The sequence below is a fragment of the Colwellia sp. MB02u-6 genome (genome assembly GCF_014077095.1).
GTDB lineage: Bacteria > Pseudomonadota > Gammaproteobacteria > Enterobacterales > Alteromonadaceae > Cognaticolwellia.
This window is the reverse complement of the sequence record NZ_JACGVG010000038.1, coordinates 25236-44709: the sequence shown is the minus strand read 5'-3', so window position 1 is coordinate 44709 and position 19474 is coordinate 25236. Positions and strand designations below refer to the sequence as shown.

Annotated in this window: 24 protein-coding genes; 11 read left to right on the top strand and 13 right to left on the bottom strand. The window is 36.2% G+C overall.

What is annotated here, in order from left to right; all coding sequences use genetic code 11:
• Window positions 1-23: 23 nt before the first annotated feature.
• Both ybaK and H4J46_RS15160 read left to right on the top strand, forming a co-directional pair.
• On the top strand, window positions 24-497 hold the full coding sequence (gene ybaK, locus H4J46_RS15165) for a Cys-tRNA(Pro) deacylase (RefSeq protein WP_182234326.1): 474 nt from the start codon (window positions 24-26) through the stop codon (window positions 495-497).
• 81 nt (window positions 498-578) lie between these two features.
• Complete coding sequence (locus H4J46_RS15160; protein ID WP_182234324.1) at window positions 579-770, top strand: hypothetical protein; 192 nt, start codon at window positions 579-581, stop codon at window positions 768-770.
• 362 nt (window positions 771-1132) lie between these two features.
• Here H4J46_RS15160 and H4J46_RS15155 read toward each other — a convergent pair whose 3' ends face one another.
• Both H4J46_RS15155 and H4J46_RS15150 read right to left on the bottom strand, forming a co-directional pair.
• The gene (locus H4J46_RS15155; RefSeq protein WP_182234322.1) at window positions 1133-2176 is read right to left on the bottom strand and encodes a zinc-binding dehydrogenase; all 1044 of its coding nucleotides are present in this window, start codon (window positions 2174-2176) and stop codon (window positions 1133-1135) included.
• 247 nt (window positions 2177-2423) lie between these two features.
• Window positions 2424-3056, bottom strand: coding sequence for a PolC-type DNA polymerase III (locus H4J46_RS15150; protein WP_182234320.1), 633 nt, complete (start codon window positions 3054-3056; stop codon window positions 2424-2426).
• 365 nt (window positions 3057-3421) lie between these two features.
• Between H4J46_RS15150 and H4J46_RS15145 the strand changes: the two genes are divergently transcribed.
• A complete protein-coding gene (locus H4J46_RS15145) occupies window positions 3422-3601 on the top strand; it encodes a DUF6435 family protein (RefSeq protein ID WP_182234318.1) in 180 nt (59 codons plus the stop codon).
• A 513-nt stretch (window positions 3602-4114) separates the two neighbouring features.
• Here the strand turns inward: H4J46_RS15145 and H4J46_RS15140 are convergent.
• On the bottom strand, window positions 4115-4573 hold the full coding sequence (locus H4J46_RS15140; RefSeq protein WP_182234316.1) for an HPP family protein: 459 nt from the start codon (window positions 4571-4573) through the stop codon (window positions 4115-4117).
• Window positions 4574-4669: 96 nt separating this feature from the next.
• Between H4J46_RS15140 and H4J46_RS15135 the strand changes: the two genes are divergently transcribed.
• Together H4J46_RS15135 and H4J46_RS15130 are read left to right on the top strand one after the other, a co-directional pair.
• Entirely contained in the window at window positions 4670-5245 is a 576-nt protein-coding gene (locus H4J46_RS15135; RefSeq protein WP_182234314.1) for a TetR/AcrR family transcriptional regulator, read from the top strand.
• 480 nt (window positions 5246-5725) lie between these two features.
• Complete coding sequence (locus H4J46_RS15130) at window positions 5726-6508, top strand: ferredoxin--NADP reductase (protein ID WP_182234312.1); 783 nt, start codon at window positions 5726-5728, stop codon at window positions 6506-6508.
• 908 nt (window positions 6509-7416) lie between these two features.
• Here H4J46_RS15130 and H4J46_RS15125 read toward each other — a convergent pair.
• Window positions 7417-7596 carry a DUF6435 family protein gene (locus H4J46_RS15125; protein WP_182234310.1) on the bottom strand — a complete coding sequence of 60 codons (180 nt, stop codon included), beginning with the start codon at window positions 7594-7596 and terminating at the stop codon, window positions 7417-7419.
• A 761-nt stretch (window positions 7597-8357) separates the two neighbouring features.
• On the opposite strand from H4J46_RS15125, the gene H4J46_RS15120 reads away from it, so the two are divergent.
• The 4 genes from H4J46_RS15120 (at window position 8358) to H4J46_RS15105 (ending at window position 10326) form a co-directional block, all read left to right on the top strand.
• A complete protein-coding gene (locus H4J46_RS15120) occupies window positions 8358-8591 on the top strand; it encodes a hypothetical protein (RefSeq protein ID WP_182234308.1) in 234 nt (77 codons plus the stop codon).
• On the top strand, window positions 8588-8971 hold the full coding sequence (locus H4J46_RS15115) for a hypothetical protein (protein ID WP_182234305.1): 384 nt from the start codon (window positions 8588-8590) through the stop codon (window positions 8969-8971). The genes H4J46_RS15120 and H4J46_RS15115 overlap by 4 nt, the downstream gene beginning before the upstream one ends.
• Before the next feature lie 277 nt (window positions 8972-9248).
• Window positions 9249-9593: a hypothetical protein gene (locus H4J46_RS15110; protein ID WP_182234303.1), complete on the top strand. Its 345-nt coding sequence runs from the start codon at window positions 9249-9251 to the stop codon at window positions 9591-9593.
• A 367-nt stretch (window positions 9594-9960) separates the two neighbouring features.
• Window positions 9961-10326 carry a cupin domain-containing protein gene (locus H4J46_RS15105; RefSeq protein ID WP_182234301.1) on the top strand — a complete coding sequence of 122 codons (366 nt, stop codon included), beginning with the start codon at window positions 9961-9963 and terminating at the stop codon, window positions 10324-10326.
• A 207-nt stretch (window positions 10327-10533) separates the two neighbouring features.
• Here H4J46_RS15105 and H4J46_RS15100 read toward each other — a convergent pair whose 3' ends face one another.
• The 6 genes from H4J46_RS15100 to H4J46_RS15075 all read right to left on the bottom strand — a co-directional run bounded on the left by H4J46_RS15100 (window position 10534) and on the right by H4J46_RS15075 (window position 15605).
• Window positions 10534-11013: a glycine zipper 2TM domain-containing protein gene (locus H4J46_RS15100; RefSeq protein WP_182234299.1), complete on the bottom strand. Its 480-nt coding sequence runs from the start codon at window positions 11011-11013 to the stop codon at window positions 10534-10536.
• A gap of 153 nt (window positions 11014-11166) precedes the next feature.
• The gene (gene lpoB, locus H4J46_RS15095; protein ID WP_182234297.1) at window positions 11167-11769 is read right to left on the bottom strand and encodes a penicillin-binding protein activator LpoB; all 603 of its coding nucleotides are present in this window, start codon (window positions 11767-11769) and stop codon (window positions 11167-11169) included.
• A gap of 18 nt (window positions 11770-11787) precedes the next feature.
• Window positions 11788-12264: a YcfL family protein gene (locus H4J46_RS15090; protein WP_259365898.1), complete on the bottom strand. Its 477-nt coding sequence runs from the start codon at window positions 12262-12264 to the stop codon at window positions 11788-11790.
• A 24-nt stretch (window positions 12265-12288) separates the two neighbouring features.
• On the bottom strand, window positions 12289-13722 hold the full coding sequence (locus H4J46_RS15085) for a COG3014 family protein (RefSeq protein ID WP_182234295.1): 1434 nt from the start codon (window positions 13720-13722) through the stop codon (window positions 12289-12291).
• A 323-nt stretch (window positions 13723-14045) separates the two neighbouring features.
• Window positions 14046-14648: a DoxX family protein gene (locus H4J46_RS15080; RefSeq protein WP_182234293.1), complete on the bottom strand. Its 603-nt coding sequence runs from the start codon at window positions 14646-14648 to the stop codon at window positions 14046-14048.
• Between the two features lie 600 nt (window positions 14649-15248).
• Window positions 15249-15605: a DUF2750 domain-containing protein gene (locus tag H4J46_RS15075; protein WP_182237225.1), complete on the bottom strand. Its 357-nt coding sequence runs from the start codon at window positions 15603-15605 to the stop codon at window positions 15249-15251.
• Window positions 15606-15794: 189 nt separating this feature from the next.
• Between H4J46_RS15075 and H4J46_RS15070 the strand changes: the two genes are divergently transcribed.
• Together H4J46_RS15070 and H4J46_RS15065 are read left to right on the top strand one after the other, a co-directional pair.
• On the top strand, window positions 15795-16922 hold the full coding sequence (locus H4J46_RS15070) for a GNAT family N-acetyltransferase (RefSeq protein WP_182234291.1): 1128 nt from the start codon (window positions 15795-15797) through the stop codon (window positions 16920-16922).
• A gap of 54 nt (window positions 16923-16976) precedes the next feature.
• On the top strand, window positions 16977-17570 hold the full coding sequence (locus tag H4J46_RS15065) for a DUF938 domain-containing protein (RefSeq protein WP_182234289.1): 594 nt from the start codon (window positions 16977-16979) through the stop codon (window positions 17568-17570).
• 319 nt (window positions 17571-17889) lie between these two features.
• Here H4J46_RS15065 and H4J46_RS15060 read toward each other — a convergent pair whose 3' ends face one another.
• The 3 genes from H4J46_RS15060 to H4J46_RS15050 form a co-directional block, all read right to left on the bottom strand.
• Window positions 17890-18099, bottom strand: coding sequence for an antitoxin Xre/MbcA/ParS toxin-binding domain-containing protein (locus H4J46_RS15060; RefSeq protein WP_182234287.1), 210 nt, complete (start codon window positions 18097-18099; stop codon window positions 17890-17892).
• Between the two features lie 404 nt (window positions 18100-18503).
• Window positions 18504-18674, bottom strand: coding sequence for a hypothetical protein (locus tag H4J46_RS15055; RefSeq protein WP_182234285.1), 171 nt, complete (start codon window positions 18672-18674; stop codon window positions 18504-18506).
• Window positions 18675-18700: 26 nt separating this feature from the next.
• Window positions 18701-19378, bottom strand: a complete 678-nt coding sequence (locus H4J46_RS15050) for an alpha/beta hydrolase (RefSeq protein ID WP_182234284.1) — start codon at window positions 19376-19378, stop codon at window positions 18701-18703.
• Window positions 19379-19474: the final 96 nt, after the last annotated feature.

The following is a 19474-nucleotide window of genomic DNA, read 5'->3' as shown; positions in this document are numbered from 1 at the left end:
ATATTAAAGGAAAGTGAACTAATATGACACCTGCAGTTAAGCAACTGAATAAATTAACACTCGCTTATCAATTACATCACTATCAGCATGATGCTAATTGTAAATCATTCGGCCTTGAAGCGCTTGATAAGCTCAAGCTTAGCGCTGAAGTGGTTTTTAAAACGCTAGTGGTTGATGTAGATAATGCTTATTTAGCCGTTGCTATTATTCCGGTGGTTAATCAACTCAGTTTAAAAAAGCTAGCAAAAACCCTTAATGCTAAAAAAATTAAAATGGCTGATGCCAATAAAGTACAAAACTCTACCGGCTATGTCCTTGGAGGCGTTAGTCCATTAGGTCAAAAAAAAAGATTAGTAACCGTGCTTGACCAAAGCGCTGAAATGTTAAACACTATTTTTATTAGTGGTGGTAAACGTGGTTTAGAAATAGAATTATCACCAAAAAATATTATCCTCTCGTTGCAAGCTAGTTACGCTGATATTACTAGCGAAATATAAAGCCTAAGATTAAAAAAACCTTGGTAGAAATTTATATGTCAAAAAAAAATTATCTTTTTCAGCCTGATTTTCATTAACTGTTTGGAAAATAAACCATTTAAAGTGGTGCTTGGACTTTCTAAGCCACCTGGTATTATTGAAGAAAACCATTCAGATTTCGAGTTAGCGTTAATTCAGCAAATATTAACCATGATAGGTAAAGCACCAGAGTTTATTTTCATGCCCTATGGCCGTTCAGAAAAATGCTCGCGTTACCCGATATTGATGCGGTAATGACGGCGAATAAACACAGATTCACTAATATAAATACCCTAAGTAAAAATTACATCAATTATCAAAACGTGGCCATTTTGTTAAAAGAGCATGCTGTGTCACTTAATAGCATTGCAGATATAGGCCATTACTCGATTGCGTCATTTCAAATAGCACACACAATATTAGAATAAAATTTGCTGAAGCGGTTACTAATAGTCCAATTTACCTTCAAGTGGCCGATCAAGAAAAACAGCTAGAGTTACTATTTTTAGGCCGTGTAGATATAGTCGTAATGGATATGAAAATATTTTTATATTACTTAAATAAACTCAATATAAAATGACTGCTGATTCTCAAAAACTTATAGAAAAATATAATTTCTAATTATTAGGTAATAATATCACCTTGCCATCACTTTTATGTTGTGCGTAATGGTCTAATGCTTGGGCAAAATCATCAAAACCAACTCGGGCATAAATATCGGTCTTAAAAATCCCTTGAGCAAACAATTTTTGTACTTTCAAACTCAAGGCTAATACCTGTAACGGTGAAGCGTCACCAATGTATTTTGCCAACCAAAAACCCTCTATTCGCATATCGCGAAAGATCACATCAGCCACACTAAACAAGCCACCAAGTACATCTTGAGTTTCGGTTAGTCGACCATAAACCAAGGCCGTAGAACTATTAGGCATGGCGTTTAAAACTCTAGGGGTATCATCAGCTGCAACCGAATCCAACAATACTTTTGCCTTGAGTTTTTTCGCCCAATGCTTTAGTGATTGAGCAAAATTATCGTCTGACGTTAACAATACGCAATCGGCCCCTAACGCTTGCAAGACCTTAACATTCGCTGCACTGCGCACTGTCGCTATGGTCTTAATTCCTTTAAGTTTTGCATAACGAATAGCGCCCTTACCCACTTGGCTTGCCCCGGCATTAATCACAATAGCTTTACTGCCCAGTGCTATAGCTCGCTCTACTAGGCAAACAGACGTACAAGGATTAACTATAATCGTTGCCGCTTGCTCGTCACTTAATGCTTTTCGAACTGGCAAACATAAATTTGCTTGTGTAATGGCATATTCAGCCCACACGCCGTCAATACCGGGTTGTGCTGATAAAGCAACGCGCTTGCCTGTTAACCACTTACCGTAAAGTCCGGCATTGGCCGCTTCTACAATGCCACAACCTTCAAAGCCAACAAAGTCACCCTCTTGCGCGGTTAAACCGTATTTACCCAATAAGTACATTAAATCAGAGGGATTAACCGGTGTAGCCAGCATTTTAACTAATACTTGCCCAGGTTTGAGTGCTGGTAGTATTTTTTCAATGCCTGTTATTCTTTGTGAGGGGGTTAATTTTGCATCTTCACTCAGTACTAAAGCAAAACCTTTTACCGCTTTTATTATCTTTTCAGCCAAAGTAAATCCCTAATTTTTTGTATGGTTACATTATGATTTCAATATATAAACAGCATACCTTAGAATAAGTTAATACTAAATAAGCTTAATTTATACTTTAGCGTTCGCGTTAAGCGGGATGATTTTCAATATTTATCCAACATAAACAGCAAACATTAATCTCTGTAATAGAGATTAAAACCGTTATTTTGGCCAAACCGATTAATATTAGAATCTTTAGCCGTTGATATAGCTAGGTATATTAAGCCTAAACGGCTTTAGTTATTTTACTGGCGTAAGTAGTCAATAACTTGTTGATTTGCGCTTTAGGCGTTTTAGCTAATCGCTGAATCAAACTAAAGGGAATATCTTCTAATCCGTAGCGTTCGCTAATATCATTTAACATAATCAACCAGAGTTCTGCGGTCATTTCTGCGTCAAATAACGCCCGGTGAAAACTACCATCGGCGGCAATATTTTTATAATCAATTAACGTGCCTAATTTATGATTTGGCGCATCTTGATAAATACGGCGTGATATTAATAACGAACAAGTAAACTCGCCTAAAACCTGACGACCCAAACGAGCAAATTCGGCCTCGAGGAAGCGGGCATCAAAAGAGGCGTTGTGCGCTAGTAAATTACTCTCACCGATAAAGCTAGCAAAATCAGTCATCACTTTTTTACAAGGCGATGCAACCGCCAGCATTCTATTACTAATACCGGTATAGTTTTCAATAAAACTATTGATGCGTCGACCTGGATTCATCAAAGCTTGAAACCGGTCGGTAACTATGCCGTTTTCAATTTTAACGGCGCCAATTTCAATGGCACGTTCTCCTTGAGCTGGCGATAAACCCGTGGTTTCAAAATCGAGCACAACTATTGAGTTAGCTAACACAAACGCTTCCTTTGTCGGTTAATACCCATAGGATTAACCTAAATTGATTTAATACTATGACGTTAACGAAATTATCTCATAATTTATTGCGCTAAACATCAGTCACACAAGACAAGGATGCATTATATTTAAATACAAGCGGTAAAGTAAAAAATCTAATAATATCAACAAATTTAATTTTTATTTTTCTAAATTACAATTATATAACGCAATGAAAATAAAGGGTTTCATGGTGAAAAGTGACGTTTAAAATAGCGTGTCACTTGCGCCAACTATAGTTTTTAACTTTTAATTTCGAACATATAAAACTAAAAACCTTTTACAGCCGTATATAAAAACAACTAATTGAACAAAGATTGAACTTTATGTTTTTATTGTTTAAGCAAGACCCAACTAAAAAGTTAAACAAAAGTTATGAAGACAAACTTGAAAGCGCTATTTGTGCGCAAAAAAATGGCAACATTAATGATTTTTCGATGTTTACTGAAGAAGCGATAAAGATTAGAAAAAAAATACAAGCATTAGAAAATATCAACAAAGCTTAAAGCTTAAGAATTTCAGTACCTCTCACTCGAGATCACCTTCTGGCATACTATTCTTAGTTAATATTTTCTTTAAATAATAGGTAATTCTCATCTACGTAAACAAAAATTTGAACCTAATAATTAAAACGCTTGACGGTATTTTATAGCGTAAAATAGTGCTATTAAACTAAAGCCGTTATTCGATAAAATAGCTTACGCAAATGTAAGTTTGAGTTTGAGTTTGAGTTTGAGTAAGTATAATACTTGAGATTGACCACTAACATGCTCACTATAACTAACACCTATCAAACGTTTGGTTGACGCTACGTAAAATCAACCAGTTAAACGCACACTTAACTATGAAGCTGACATTTTGGGTTTAAGAAAGAGTCGGCACTATGCTGAAACTCAGAGGTTAAAGAATTGAGATATTGTTGATGTCGAGCAGACTTTTTATCCGCAATGTCAAAATAATTGGCTAAAATATAGAGGCAATAGCCCGCTGTTTTAGCCATTATTCATTAATTTATAGCACTATGGCTTTTCAAGATATAATACACGCAGTTTATTAAACACTAAGCCTAAAACCACGATGACACATGATCCAAGTAAGACTGGAGTAAGTAAAAATGACCAGCTTTGCCCTGTCAGCATAATTAATATAGGATTTGCTCCAGCCGGTGGGTGAGTGGTTTTTGTAAGCAGCATAGTCGTAACACCTAATCCGGTCGCTAAGGCCAACGACCATGGCTGCACACCAACATAAGTAATAAAAATAACGCCAATTAGCGCAGTAAAAAAATGACCTAAGATAACATTCTTAGGTTGGGCAAGTGGACTTGCCGGCACACCGAAAACTAATACAACCGAAGCTCCAAATGGTGCCATTAACCAAACGCCAGGGCTTATTGACAAGCTATCAAGGTAAGCTAGAACGCCAATAGCCAAAGTAGCAGCAATTCCCGCAACGAAAGAAAAAATAGTTTTACTCATAAAATCTCCTTTTTAGTAGAAGGAATATCTACCTCTGCCATGGTAGACTGCTTGTTCTACTTGGGTCAAGATTCATTTTAATTAGGAGTCACATATATGAATGTAAAAAAATTGCTTTTAATCAAAACAGCATTACAACTTTTCTACTCCAATGGCATTAATTCAGTTGGCATAAATGAAATAGTAAAAGAGTCAGGTGTTGCAAAAAAAACTTTATATCACCATTTCTCAAGTAAAGAGCAACTAGTATTAGCAACTCTTAAATATCGAGATCATCTTTTTTGTCAGTGGTTTGAATCAATATTAAATAGCAAGAAAACAGGTAAAGAGTCAATTCTTGCGCTATTTTACGGTCTAGATAATTGGTTTAATAACAGAGTGGCTGGACTTGATGAATTTAAAGGCTGTTATTTTATAAATACTGCGGCTGAATATGGTGACCCTAACTCTCTTGCACGACGTTCTTGTAAAGAACACAAGCATAAAATTAGCCTGCTAATAAAGGAAAAAGTGAGTATGTTCATCAATAAAACAGATGAATGTGAAGTTGTTGCAAACACCATTTCTCTACTTAAAGAAGGTGCAATCGTTTCAGCTTCAGTCGAAGGTAATATCGATGCAGCGCTAAAGTGCTTACCTACCGTACTCAGAATAATTAATGAAGATTACTGATATTGAAGTAATTATTAGTTGTTGGTTATTACCTTATGCTTGCTAATGGTTACTGGTGCGTACTTGTGTTTACTTGTGCTTACTAAGAGTTAAATATATTCCACCTAACTCAGTATTATAGCTGACTGGTTTACGGCAAAGAAGTTGGTGGCCACAAATGATCTGTAACGGTTTAAATATCGTATAAGGTGTTAACTAGTCAAACTAAAAAAATTACTTTTTGGTATGCTAAGTCGGTTTATTGTTCAAACCTATCGCTCTTTTAATCATTTTTTCCTTAAAAAAAATCACAGACTTTATGCTTATGTAACCTTAAGTTAAGCCTACGATTTTACCAAAGAGCTGCTAAATTTTATCAGGAAATTTAGCTAGTCTTTAATTGATTTGAGCATAGATGACACTGTCATCAATCATCTGTTTTCATACCGAGTCAATAAAGCTTATTTTTTATTTAGTCAAAAGTTGCTTACAGGACAAACCATGCAAAAAAAATTTAATCCCGAAAAAGTCATCGATGTTGTTCATTGGAACGATAGTCTTTTTTCTTTTAAGACTACCCGTAGTCAAGGTCTCCGCTTTAGGAATGGTGAATATATCATCATTGGCTTAGCACAAGAAAATACTCGGCCCATTCTACGCGCCTACAGTCTCGCCAGTGCAAACCATGAAGATTATTTGGAGTTTTTCAGCATTAAAGTTGAAGGAGGGGCTTTTACCTCCAAATTACAACATTTAGCTATTGGTGATGAAGTTATTATCGGCAGTAAACCAACCGGAACTTTGGTTATAGATGACTTACGAGATGGTCGAAACCTATTCTTGATCGGCACAGGAACAGGCTTGGCGCCCTTTTTAAGTATTATCAAAGATCCAGAAACTTATCAGCGTTTTGACAAAGTAATTTTATTTCATGGCGTAAGGTACGTGAATGAACTGGCTTACCACAAAATAATAACCACAGATCTGCCTCATCATGAATATCTTGGTGACATGATTGCTGAACAGCTAATCTACTATCCCAGTGTGACTCGTGAGAGCTATAAAAATGAAGGACGCATTACTGATTTAATAAAAACAGGTAAGCTCTGTCTTGATATTGACATACCTGAAATTGATCCCGAGTTTGACCGCGTGATGTTATGTGGCAGCCCTGCTATGCTAAAAGACACCTGTGCCATGTTAGATGAAAGAGGTTTTCAGGAAAGTCGTAAAAAAGGCGTGCAAGGCGACTACGTTGTTGAAAGAGCTTTTGTTGAAAAATAGTACTTCTTAACCTTAACAAGACTAAAAGTCAGCTTTATTTATGAAGTATTTATGTAGCTAACAAATCGCCATTTTTTGCATTTTAGCTAATAAATGTAGGGGGATTGTAGCTTGGTTTACATCATCTAATGCTAGGTGATGTAATGAATACAAATTTGGACTCACAAATAACAAAGGTTTTTCACGACCAAGAGAAGAAAAGAACCGCTGTTGACACAAATAATACCTGTACAGTAAATGACAAATCTTATAACCATTATGTAATAAACAACCATAAATTAGCCGGTAATAGGTCAATTGAGCGTTACTTATATAAATTAAAGTGTTTATTTCAAATCGGCAATGCCACCCACAGGATAGAATTTATGAGTAGCTTAACTACTGGTAAAATTTTATGGTTGGTATTTATCCATTTTTCCTCGTAGAAAAGCAGATCACTTCATGAGTGATCTTGCTATTAAAATGCTTGTTGCTTTCAAAATATACAGCAGTATCTGTAAAATAACCTATCATCCCAGACATATGTTACCGGTTATGGGTAATTTATCTTCTCAGCTGTTACTCTCTAAAACTCTTTGAAGATGATGGCAGTATAAAGTATAACTTTTTGTCAGATACATCCTTAAAAACAGGCATTATTATAGAGGGAGTAATTGGGATGTTATTGCAAAAGAAGTAAACTAACCAATCAATGCCAGTTATAAAGCTGAGGTCAGATACTGAAAGCAGCGTTGCCTATAATATAAAGCAACGTAGCTATAAAAAGAAAACCTAAAAAAGGCAATAATAGGTCTTAATGCATATTTTGGCTCACAACAAACCCAAGAATTTAAGACACTGGCTATTAATTCTTAGCAAATATTACAAACATGCTACAAATTTTAAACAATAAATATGTTGCCATCTAGTTAGGATTTTGTGGCACTTTCTAACGCTTTTATTTCAACTGCTATTTTTTCAGCTTCAGCAGTAACCATTGAGTAGCCTTTGATATCACCTTTTCTTTGTAAATGCATAGCTTCTTCAAGTTTAGCTTCGTAACGTTTATTTAACTTTTTTAATGGGTTTGACTTAAATATTGAAAACATAAAAACTTATTATTTAATGAGGTGATAGTCATCATACGTTTGAAAACCCATTTAAGTTTTTATTAATTACACTTTTTTAATAAAAAACATATCAAAAGTTATTTTTATACCCATTTGACTAAGTAAGTGATCTACTTTTTCATGAAGGAAATGGATAAAGCTAAAGACCATTGCAAGCGCTCTAAAGATGCATTCAAAAATAGCTACTTATTCTAAAGAGCAAGCTATGAACCCTTATTGGAAATTCACATCAGTTGTGCCACCCAATTACATCAAAACTGCCCGTCATTATCATCCAACACTGCATCCTAATGACATCTACTGTGACCACTGAATAACATTAAGTTTATCACGATTAAATAAGATCACTTTGTGCACATCCCTGACATTCTAGCTAAAAATATTGCATATATTTTCTAATGAATTAACTACTAGCGTAAATGATGTCATGCCTTTTTATATGGAAGTCAGTATGATTTTTCTAGGTGTGTTACTAAGACGTATTAGTAACACACCATTTATTATAATACACACTAAACAAATTCAATTAACCGCATGAATTTAAAATGTTTTATTTATTAAGGCTGTATTGCTGATAGACCTTAGTAACGCACCCTAATATACATGTGATTTAGCATTATTAGTTTCTAATGCTTTGAAAGTATGAAACATTAATGTTAATTTAATGTTGTTTATGGTGTATGTGATACTGAGTCGTATACATAATGAGCTATTATATTTATCAAAGGAATTGAGTAAGCATGAAATCTTTAATTATACTTTTGCCCTTTTTTCTATCTGCTTGTTCAGCTATTCAAACAGGAAATAATGTTTTTGATGCCATATATTCAGGAACCTCTGCTGTAATAGACAGTAAAGGCGCTTCGTCAAAATGCGAACAAGGTCATGCACAAGATAGGGTGAATTGCCTTAAAAGAAAACAGACACAAGTAGATGCAATTGATAAGTCTTTAAAGAAAAACAGTAATAAATGAATATAACAAGAGCTTCAAATGGAAAAAATAATATGGCTGATCCACTCATAATAAAGCACTCTGACATCAAAGTAGCTAATGCAGATTATGAAAGCTTATTTCTCAAGCACGGGAATATTTTGTTTGAGTTAAACATTGAGGAAAATAGAGAGCTTGTTCACGCTGTAGGTCAGTTTGAGAAATATACGGGTCAAGAATCTAATATTGACCAGAGAGAGTGGATTAAGGAAAACATTAATCCTCTGCCATCCCTTAAGCCTTTAGCAGTATTTATATTCCTGATTACACAATGGCGAGCAACGACAATTGTAGGGAATGCAGAGTCACCAAATGATGGATATATTTACGTCAGCATCACTACAGAAGGTTCAGGGCACTGAAATTACTTAAAAAGCAATGTTGTGGCATTATCGATACAAAACCTAATCCAAAGTGATTAAGTGTCTTTAAAATCTAATCACTCGAATGTGGCATTAATCGATGTTTTAGTAATGTTTTTTGGGCAATTAATGCTTAAATTAAATTGTTACACATATGCTAAAAAAGCAGTCTACTTGTTGTTGATTTTATTGCTACTCGTTGTATTTAATCATTAAGTACAAGTAATTAACAGGGCGTTATATGCTCCAAAAGTTTAGAGAGGGAATTCAAAGTAATATGTCAAAATTAGAATTAATAATTGCTGAGTACGTTTCAAATGCAGAAGTACACGCCAGTAAATGTGAGGAGTTAATTACAGAGCAAGGATTAGCTGATGCTCTAGAGTATTGTCAAAATCACAAAATAGATCCTCCTCAATGCTCGTTAACTGCAAAATCTTCTAATGCTGTAAATTTAAGAGCTAATGCAAAACGAATGCTTAGTGAAATAAAATGGTGGTCTCGTAGGCTTGAGATTAAAGCTGTTCAAGATTTTGAAATGGCTAAAATAAAATCGGGTCAAACGAGCAGTTTTATATCAGAAGAGGCTTATGAGTATCAGCAAAATAAGCGAGTTAAGTAAGTCGCATATAAGCCATTCAAAAGGACAAATAACAGTTATTTTTGCTTCTTTGTCGCTTATAACCGACAATTATTCATCTCTTAATAAGGCATTATTGGTACAATAATATAATTCAAAGTGTTCAGTTTATTTAAAAGTTAATATCTGGAATGTGGCATAAGTGTGCACTAGCAGTGTGCACTTTATCCAAGGAGACAGTTCTAATAAGGTCGAAATAATGTTGTCACGGTAAATATAAAATATAAACACCCAAGATGTAACATAAAATAAATTTCAGGTCAGTTGTTAACTATTCAAATAAATAAAAGTTAGTTAAACGTTTACAACATAATATATGGTTAGCTGCACGAGCAACCATGGAGTCAATATGAAATTTTCACCTATTAATTTCAACGAAAAATTCACAAAATTCTCTGAACATTGGTCACCTCGTGTCATTGCTGAAATGAATGAATACCAATTTAAATTAGTTAAAGTAGCAGCTGAGTTTATTTGGCACGATCACCCGGAAACTGACGAGGTGTTTATTGTTATTGAAGGCTGCCTTACTATTGAATTTCGTGATGGTATAGTTTCACTAGAGTCAGGTGAAATGTTTGTTATTCCAAAAGGTGTAGAGCATAAACCCTCTGCAAGCAGGGAGTGTAAAATTATGATTGTGGAACCCAAGGGTATTGTTAATACTGGCGATACGGCTGGTAACCTTACGGCTAAAAATGATCTCTGGGTTTGAAGCGCAGCTAAATGAGTTATAAGATTAATGCTACTGGCCAATACTCATTCCTCACTAATTTTAGCCTCTTATTGTGATATAGGTGTTTTTATGGATACAAGTAAGTATTATCACGAGTATTTACCTCACATTCGCACTATAAGCCGAAGCTTAACATTACATCTAGGTCTTGATTTTAGAACTTTTTTACCCGCTTAACCAGCCAGCTTACATTTGTTTATCAATACGTACTGTGCCATTGGCAAGATAAATCATGCGAACCGCGTCTTTTGGCTGAAATAACATACGATGGTCTAGGTCTTGTATCACCATGTATTCATCACCGTTATTAACTTTGATCATTAACTCAACTAACAGTAGGGTTTTTTCTTGATATTTGGGGTTTCTATCATGGCTGATTGAACCACCAATAATAGCGCCTAATATGGTTGCTACGCCGCGGCCACTACCGCTACCGCTACCGCTACCAAATTGATTGCCTATTGCACCACCAATTAACGCACCACCAAAGGTTTTCCAGCCTTGGTTTTTATCTTGAATCAACTCCTGTTCGGTAATATTTCGTACTGATAATACCTGACCAAATAAAACTTTTTCAACCGGCACAGCTTTATTGCGCTCATAATCAGCATTAGCGAAAGGGATCAATGCCAACCAGAAAATTAACGCTAGAGTGATTGTTTTCATTTTTCTCTCCTTTATTTATTAAATATAAAGTAATAAATAGAGTGTAATAAATAGCACTTGAAGTATAACGTCTATGAGCGTGCTGCTGTTTACCACACTATCTGTTTTTTAAGCAGCACGCTCAAGGTCTCTAAAACTATCTCACTTTAGCTCTTACCAACCCACTGATTCTTTGGCTTTCGTTTTACGAATTTCGGTTTCATCGGCCCATTCAACTAAACCACTTTCAAGATCCATTAAACGTAAAGTGAATTTATAGTAAACATCAGACTTATCTTGGTTGCTTTTAACGATACTCGATAAGTTACCGTATAACATGTATTGCGCGCCAATTTGACGGCCAAACTGTGATGCTGTGTTTGGGTCAACCATGCCGCCGTCATGTTGAAAGTTTAATTGCTCACGTGCCGCTTCTACTCGACCCATATCTACAAAACGGAATTTGCCAGAGCGTAAAAGCTTAGTAGAAATAGAGTCGGTGATTGACTCGGTATCAATATGCTCACTGGTTTTATTTTTTAAGCGTTCAACAAACATTACTGGGCGGGCATTTTGCGTTAATGTGCCCACTACTGGTGACAATAATAACGAGTCGGTCATTTGGGCAGCAACTTTTTGTAAGTCGGTTGAACCAAAGTTAATATCGGTAGTTTCTACTGCGGTGGCATCGCCATAGCGAACCACGGCTTTATTAGCACAACCCGTGGCGAATACTAGGGTTAAGCCGAGTGTTGTTACCAGTGCTAATTTATTCATAATGCTATTCCTTAACGATTAATATTTATATGCTTTTTCAGGGATTGCACGAACATAAACATTAAATGTACTGACATTAATATTCGGCGCTAATCCGGGTAAAGTGGTGGATTGTTTTCCGTGTAATTCCAATGGTATCCAGGGTGTTTTTCCGGCTTCAATAACAAAGCCTGCTTCGTCAAACCAATTGAAATGATATTGTAATTTTTGTGATTTTTCATAACGGCTGGTCAAGGTTAAGTTGACTTGTAACAAGCCATTATTTTTGCGTGATTTAACGTCGCTAATCACGAGTTTTTTCGCTAAATCATCGTTTTGTACTTCAAGGTGTTTACTAAAGTCATCACCTTGGGTGATGGCACTGGTGCCTGTACCAGAGGTCACAGGAGGCTTATTATTCGCACAGCCGGGGGTAATAAAAACGCTCACTAATATCACAGCTAAACATCTACTGATATTTTGGCCCATGCTAGTTATATTTATGCTATTGAACATACTCCCTCCTAAGGCATCCATTATTTATAAATTTATTGTTTGATAACCAGTATAGCTACCGATAGCAGAAAAATTAATTAAGGTGATTCTATTTGGCTGCACGTCAACTTCAATATTTTTTTGTTGTCCATTTAGCTGCACTTGTAATACTTGCTTACCAGCGGGTAAATTCATCCGCACAATATCCACTTGATCGGGCAAGGTTGACCAACTTCGAGTATCTGCTCTTTCGGAGGCAATATTGTAAATACTGGCTAAAATATTACCGACATCGCCCGCCTCTCGACTCAATTTTTGTCGCATTTTTTCTTTAGCAACAACGCGAACGACTTGTCGGGTCAGCAGTGCGGGTAATTGTTCTTGTAAGTCTTTCGCGGCTAACGATTGAATACCCACAATTTCATTCGAAAAATAACTTTGGTCTTGATTTTTAAAGGTAAGTTTACTGTGCTTTGGTAAAGTCTCTTGATACACAGGTAAAGAAAAACTGAAAAACTTTAAGCCGCTGTTGCTTCGACCTACTGGCAGATTTAAGCCAATATCTTGCTTACTATTGACAATATCTTGCTCAATAAGCACAACTACTTGCCCTTGCTCTTTTGACGTTTGTGCTTGATATTTTCCAAAACGTTGCTGCAAGCTCGCTAAGTCGTCTTGCATACCTAACTTAGCGGCTAAGCGTAAAACATCTTGTTGTAAATAATGGTTCTCTGGGTATATTTCTATGGCGCGCTTATAATCTATATAAGCGTCATTTAGCTCGCCACTGGCTTCATACAAGATGCCAGAAAGATAAAAAGTAAAGGCATTTTGAAAACCATTTTTCACTTTACCAATCGCACTTGCCATACTTGGATAACCACTATATAGGCTATCTGTGGTCATGCCTGAGTTATTAAGCTCCTTTTGCGCTTGATAAACTTCGTTTTTATAAGCTTTCAGTGCCTTCTCTTGCACTAAATTTGCCCGACGTACTTCAACTAACGCGCCAACTAAATCATGTTGAAATAAGTAATTTAGCGCCTGATAACTATGCAACATACTTTGTTCATAATAAGGCACTTGATAAGAAGTCACATTGTCGTTACTGACGACTGCGCTTAAATTTTCAAAACCTTTACTGATTTGAATTTTTGCCTTATTACCTTGTTCTTCAATCTCAACATAGGCTTGAGCAAAGCTTTTTTGGCTAGCTTGCCAATCGGCGGCTAAAAACTCTAAGCGCCCTCTTTCAAGTAAATTTAAGACGTAACTGTTATTACCTTGAGCACGTTCACCTAGTAGGTTTTGCGCTTTAACAAATTCACCTTGGCGTTGGGCTGCTTTAACAGGCTTCATTTGGCTGTTATAGCCCTGAAAAAGATCAGTGAGCTCAAATGATGCACAGCCAGATAAAGTTGTGATAATAATGCTGACAACAAAACTGACAACAGGGCGCTTAGGGAGGAAGTTGATCATAAGAGTTAATTTATTTCCATAACATTTACTTACTACCGGTATTTGTCTCATTATATATGAACGAGTTTATGAAGGTTATTAACTCTATTACTTGCAAATAAAAGTAGTCTTATTTGAGCATGGTAGCAATACTTACTTTGTTGTTAAATTGTAAAAAGAGGTAAGCAATTTATATCAACACTCTAAAAGCACTGCATCCTAAGCGTCGCATTATTGTTAACCTGCAACAGCTAGTGCAACTGCTGCACCTTAAAATTTAGTTTTTGCTATGTTAATTCATTATATTCTACGATTATTGTTGTATTTTTATCTTTGTAAGTTATTTATGCATTTGGTAATACTTTTCGTTTGAACCAGTAATCAAGGCTGACATAGCGCCCACTTCCAATAAAAAACAGTGCCAATAACATAATGAAATAAGTTGCTGCGAACTCAATGCCGTTATTTAAAATAGTAATATTACCGCTACTGGTAAGCCACTCGTAGTTACCGTGTTCTTGCAAAATAGAAACAATCATTTCTTTTTTCTCAACGCTTGCCTCTACTCGCTCGTTAGCAAATGGTGCATTAGCATCTGCAATCGCTTGCCAGCCATATTGTCCGTGCACAGATGTCATCGCTATAAACATAGTAAACATCAAAGGCACAGCCATGAGGCGCACACCTAAGCCAAGTAATAAGGCAATAGCACCAATAACTTCAGCACCTACAGCTAAAATGGCCATAATATAAGGAAAGGGTAAACCTAAGCCCCAATCGTCATTACCAAACCATTGCACAATATTATCAAAACCCTCTATTTTAGTGGTACCCGCCATCCAAAAAATAGGCACCAGATACAAACGTAATAATAATGGCGCAAGAAAATCCAATTTTTTCGTTGAATTTAATATGCTATAACTTTTTTCCAATATTGCTTTAATCATGCTTTATTCCTATTTTTTAAGTGTAATTTTTAACTTTATTTTGTATGACCCGTTCATTGCCAAAATAATAAATTTGGTTCTACAGCTTTAGTTCGACAGTTTTATCTCTGCATCAAAGGTAACTGCATAATTTGACCCGATAAGTTGTAAAGCTATTTCATTATTTTAGTGAAGGTAGGGTTAAAATATAACTAATGATTTTTTGAAATATAAATGAAGTTTATTGCTTCAACATACCGCAAAGGCTTTAATGACTATTTTAAAGAGCGATATAAACCATTAATAACTTAATGTAACAGACTGGAATTAAATTTAAAAAACAGTCTGTTACTTTATGTGTGGGTGGTTTATGTGTAGGTGGTTTAGCTAATCTCTGAAAATGAGTAAATGACACCTGAATTGAGAAAACAAGTAGCCACTTTAGGAGGATTTGGGGCTTAAAAATAAATAACGGGCAATAATAACCACTGAATATTTGCCTAGAGGGAGCTATGAACACACATATTGCAAGAGTAATTCATTGGTATTGCAATATGTGTGTTCACTAATGCGATAGTAGGCGCTTATAAGCTTAACATCGTAACCGTTTGGCTTGGCTAGTTATAACGTTTCAACTGCTGCCAATGCTTGAGTAAACTCAGGCAGTTCTAACTCCAAACACTCATCATTTTCTTGCCAATTGATACCGATAATAACGCCATCTTCGAGTAAGTCTTCAATCCAGAATTCCATCCAATCAGCTAACGTTATAGCCGCAGGTATATAATCAGCCCACTCTTCAATACAATGACTTTTGGCCAGTGCTTGTGTTGACCAAAGTGGCATAACTTCAGTGTTTTCAAAGTTAATTGAATCAAGTACCACCCAATCTTCGCTGTTTTTATCTTGTAACGCCCAAATTATTTGTGTTTCTTTAACTTGATTTAAAAATGACTTCAGTGTTTTTTCAATGCTCATTGGTTTCATTACCCTAATTACGTTTTTAACATTATACCAAGTGAATTAAATCTAAAGATATGAATTTGTTGTTACGGGTAAATATTGCTCATAAATTGCCAGACATTAGTTACTTAAAAAGCTTTATACCTATTAAATTAACCATCTGTTAAGCTGCAGAGATTAGTAACTTAAGTAACAGAATAATCATTGAAAATTGAAATCATAAATAATATTTCAGCTATAGCTGAACAAGACTGGCAACGGCTAAATCGACAGCCGTCGGTGTTTTCAAATTATCAATTCCTCCAGTGTTTAGAAACTAGTGGATCGGTTAGTAGTGCTCAAGGTTGGCAACCTCATCATTTACAATTGCGTGATAATGATAAAAGTGAAATTAACGCTATTCTGCCCATGTATGTTAAATCCCATTCGTGGGGAGAATATGTTTTTGATTGGGCATGGGCCGAAGCCTATGAAAAACATAATATGCCCTACTACCCTAAATTAGTCGCTACCACACCTTTTACACCGGTAACTAGCCATAAATTGTTATCCAACCATGTTGTCCTTGCTGATGTCTTCGAGGTATTAACACACCATTGCCAACATAAAAACTTAAATAGCTGGCACTTATTATATTGCTTACCAACACAGCAAAAGTCTGATGATGTTTACCAACGTAACACGGTGCAATTTCATTGGCTAAACTATAACTACCGTGACTTTGACGATTTCCTCTCACGCTTTACCGCCAGAAAAAGAAAAAACACTCGCAAAGAACGTTTTTCAATTGCGCAACAAAATATTGAGATTAGACGCATTATGGGTAAAGATATTAGTGAAAAAGAACTTGAGTTTTTCTATTTAACTTATCAGCTAACTTATTTAAAACGTGGACATACGCCACATTTATCGTTTGATTTTTTTAAGTCAGTAGTAGAAAAGTTACCTGAGCATATCTTGCTGATCATCGCTAACTGTAACGGTGAAGACATCGCTTGTGCTTGGTTCTTTTTTGACGACAAGCATTTATATGGTCGCTATTGGGGTTGCACGAAGAGCTATAACAATTTACATTTTGAATTGTGTTACTACCAAGGCATAGAGTTTTGTATTGAAAATAAACTGAGCTTATTTCACCCGGGTACCCAAGGTGAACATAAAATAGCCCGAGGTTTTGAACCTAAGCTAACCACGTCATATCATTGGATCAAACATGCGGGTTTTAAACCTGCTATCAAAGATTTTTGTTTGCAAGAACAGCAACAAATGCGTACTTATCAAGCCCAGTGCCAAGCACTACTACCTTATAAGTTAAACGATGAAAACTGTTAGTCACACTAGTAATCATATGAGTAAAGAACTGAGTGAAAAATTGAGTAAACAGCCATGAACAAACCCTTCTCCCAAGCCTGTGAGAACAATAAAGTTGCTATTTTATCTGCGCTAGCTGATAGCTTTAGTGCCAGTAAAACTGTGTTAGAAGTCGGTTCAGGATCTGGCCAACATGCAGTGTTTTTTGCGCCCAACATGCCGTGGTTAAGTTGGCAGACTAGCGATATATTGGTAAATCATCAAGGCATTAGCCAATGGTTAAGAGAATATCCTGCAGGTAACTTACTTCACCCTATTGCACTTGATCTAAACCATCCTTGGCCAATTGAAAAAATTGACGCCATATACACAGCAAATACCTTGCATATTATTAGCTGGCCATTAGTGCAAGCATTTTTTAGTGGGGCATCACAACATTTAAATCAACAGGGTAAATGTTGTATTTATGGGCCATTTAATTATCAAGGCCAGTACACAAGCGAGAGTAATGCCAGTTTTGATATCTGGCTCAAAGAGCGTGATAGCCAAAGTGCTATTCGCGATATGGAGGCAATAATAGCCTTAGCGGAGAGTGTAGGTTTATCGCTAGAAAATGATCATGCTATGCCAGCAAACAATCGCTTATTAGTCTTTCAAAAGCTGGGTTAATTCATTTATCTGCTAAGGGGATTAGTATTGAAACCGTTATTGTTATTAAACCTGTTATGGTGAAAAATGCACTACGTTGAGCTAGTTATGGACAAACTAACCATAACTAGGCCAAGCGCAACAAAAAACTACAGCGCTTGAGCTGCAAGACTTTTACCTATGGGTTTGGAGCTCAAAACAGTAGAAGAATACAAAATGAGTCAGAGAAAAGATACTGATTAGAATATAAATCAGTATCCAGTTTTACTTGACCACTACAGTTGGCCACTACAAATGAGATGAAGTTGTTGTCGACGCGAAAGGCTCTGGTATATTCTGCTTAGACAAACATCCCCTGTTCTAAGCAACCTATTAGGTTTAATACCGTTTGTGTATCTTCAACCGTGTCAGCCATATCAACAGGCCGCTGGTTTTTAAGACCGTGAACTGAGTGATTTAACCAGCGTTGGGTGGCTTCATTATCATTATTGAAAAACTCTAATGCCTTATTGGTAATGGCTGTAAGCCTCTCTTTAGGTTCATAAATCATACTTAAAAATTGTCCATATTAGTGGCTGTTCAGTCGCAGCAGCTTTGCGAGTTGTAAACACAAGCGTCTTAGCTTTCGAACTTGTCTCTATATTCTGCATAATCGCCTGCACACAACGTTTTATTTATTCCCCCCATGACTAGGCATGAACTATTCTTCACATTCAGTAAAAGGGGGGGGCAGGTCCTAAATTTCCTTCGGCTTTACTTAAAAACTCTTTTTCAGCTGCACCTGTAATTTATAGACTTAGGTGCATAGAGCCTTAAATGTGCTTCTCGTTTTCGCCTAAACGCAGGGTACTCTTAGTCTTCATTCTTTTTCATAAAGGCTACCTTTTAACTACAAAACTTGGTGTTTCGTCGAAATAACTGAGCAATCGCCAACTAAAAAACAATTAAAAACCACTAGTCTGGAACTTTCACCAAAATTTCAATTGCTTTAGCATCACCCACAAGCCACTTTTGTAAATAGATACTACCCATAGCTTCAGCCTTACCTGGCTCAGCTACTTCTTTAAAACGTATGCTATTTTTGTTTTCTTTCTCAAAAACAAGCTTAACCTTAACTTCTGGCATTTTATCTCCCCTTTGATGATTTAGCTTTACACTAAGTTTAAACGTGCCACTAACCAGGTGGCAATATCACGGATTTGTGTTGGATGAACACTATGCGTCATCGGATAAGTTTGCCATGTTACTGGGTAGTTTTTCGCATTAAGTAAGGTATTAGCCATTTTACCCGCACTTAAAGGCACAACATCGTCATTGTCGCCGTGTTGTTGCAAAATTGCTGTATCACTATTTGCCGCACTTAGTTGCTCGGGTAATGCATCAGCATTAGGTAAATAACATGATAACGCCATAATACCTGCAAGCTTTTCAGGGTAACGCAAACCAGTAAACAGGCTCATCACACCGCCTTGGCTAAAGCCCGCTAAAATAATATTCTTTGCAGGTATACCCGCTGTAACTTGCTCTGCAATTAATGCTCGAATTTTGACTTCAGATTTAAGCACACCGTCCATATCAGCACGATTATGTAAATCCATACTTTTTATGTCATACCATGAACGCATGACATGGCCTTGGTTAATAGTCACGGCTTGCTCTGGCGCATGTGGAAACACAAAACGTACCGCGTGGTTTTTAGGCAAACCTAGTTCTGGCACAATAGGCGAAAATCCTGCACCTGAGTCTCCTAATCCATGTAACCAGATAACACAGGCTGTGGCGGGTGAAGTAGGTTCTATGGTAATACGTTCTAATGGAACAGCTGACATGCGTCTCTCTTTATAGTCTTTGCGTGAAAAATGCCAATATCATAGCGCTTCTATAGCGTAATTAAAATATGCTCATGAATGAGAAAGTCATGATTT